The organism is Chrysanthemum yellows phytoplasma, assembly GCF_000803325.1.
Classification (GTDB): Bacteria; Bacillota_I; Bacilli_A; order Acholeplasmatales; family Acholeplasmataceae; genus Phytoplasma; species Phytoplasma asteris.
Genome location: NZ_JSWH01000051.1, coordinates 1 through 1,160, shown reverse-complemented (window position 1 = coordinate 1,160; position 1,160 = coordinate 1). Strand labels below are relative to the sequence as shown.

At 26.6% G+C, this 1,160-nt stretch carries 2 protein-coding genes; both read left to right on the top strand.

Going from position 1 to position 1,160, the window contains the following annotated elements:
* Positions 1–293: hypothetical protein (locus OL66_RS03940; RefSeq protein WP_034172077.1), on the top strand; the 293-nt coding region annotated here is incomplete at its 5' end.
* A gap of 112 nt (positions 294–405) precedes the next feature.
* Entirely contained in the window at positions 406–930 is a 525-nt protein-coding gene (locus OL66_RS00815) for a hypothetical protein (RefSeq protein ID WP_034172076.1), read from the top strand.
* Positions 931–1,160: the final 230 nt, after the last annotated feature.

The following is a 1,160-nucleotide window of genomic DNA, read 5'->3' as shown; positions in this document are numbered from 1 at the left end:
TTTCTTCATTTTTAACTCCTGTTTTTAGCAATGATGGAATTGATATGGATGAACAAATAAAAGAATATCAAAAAAGAAGAGACAACAACAAAACTTTATGGGGAAAAATATTCAATTCAGCACAACATAAACAAACTATAACAGATTCGGATGTTAAATTTTTACAAGAAGCATTAGAAATAAATCCAGATCCGATAAATCCAGATGATAAATATATAATTAAATATAGAGCTTTAGATGCAAGTGGAAAAGTTATTTGGGATAGTTATCAAACTTATGATTTGATTTTTTGATTCCAACTATAATGTTTTAAAAAGGTATGGTTTTAAAGAAGCTACAACATCGGAAGATGATAGATTACAAAATGTAGACTATGGAAAACAAGAACCAAACTATTTGGGTTGTATGTTTGGCTATGATAAAACCCAAAAAATAAGAATTAAACAAAGATATTTTACAAGTGAAGGCAAAGTTAATTGGCAAGATGAGGATTCTTGGGATCGAGAATTCGATGAATTAGGGAGAATTATAAAATCTATAATTTACACATCAGATAGTAATTCAGAAGAAGACAAACAAGTTAATTGGGATAGTGATTACACTTATTATTGTTTTTATGATCAACAAGGAAAACAATTACATTCTGTGACAAGGAATAGACATTATAAATTAGAAAATGGCAAAATACAAGTGGATTGGGCAAGTGAAAAAACTTTTGATCAAAAATTCAATGATGATGGTTCTAGAAATATGAGATATTTTACCCAAGATGGCAAAATTAATTGGGAAAATGAAAATACTTGTAATTATGATGCAATAGGCAACACACAAAATCTGGAAGGGACACAAATTTCATCACAAGAAAGAGAGTTGGAAGATAAATTACAAGTATACAAAAAAGAAGCTTATAATTATGTTTTAGAAATATAATTACTTAATTGTAATTAAATCAAAGCGAGAGAGGCAAAATAATGCGTTTAAAATATGTTTTAAATCTAATAAAATGTTTTAAATTGACATTCCGCGGAAGAAAATTTTATTCCATTTTTTCTAAAACATCTTTTACTGTTTTTATATTTTCTCCTAATTTATTCCATCCTTGTGAAATATAATCTATATTTCCTAAATGTAATAATTCTAAAATAGTATAAAATTTATAA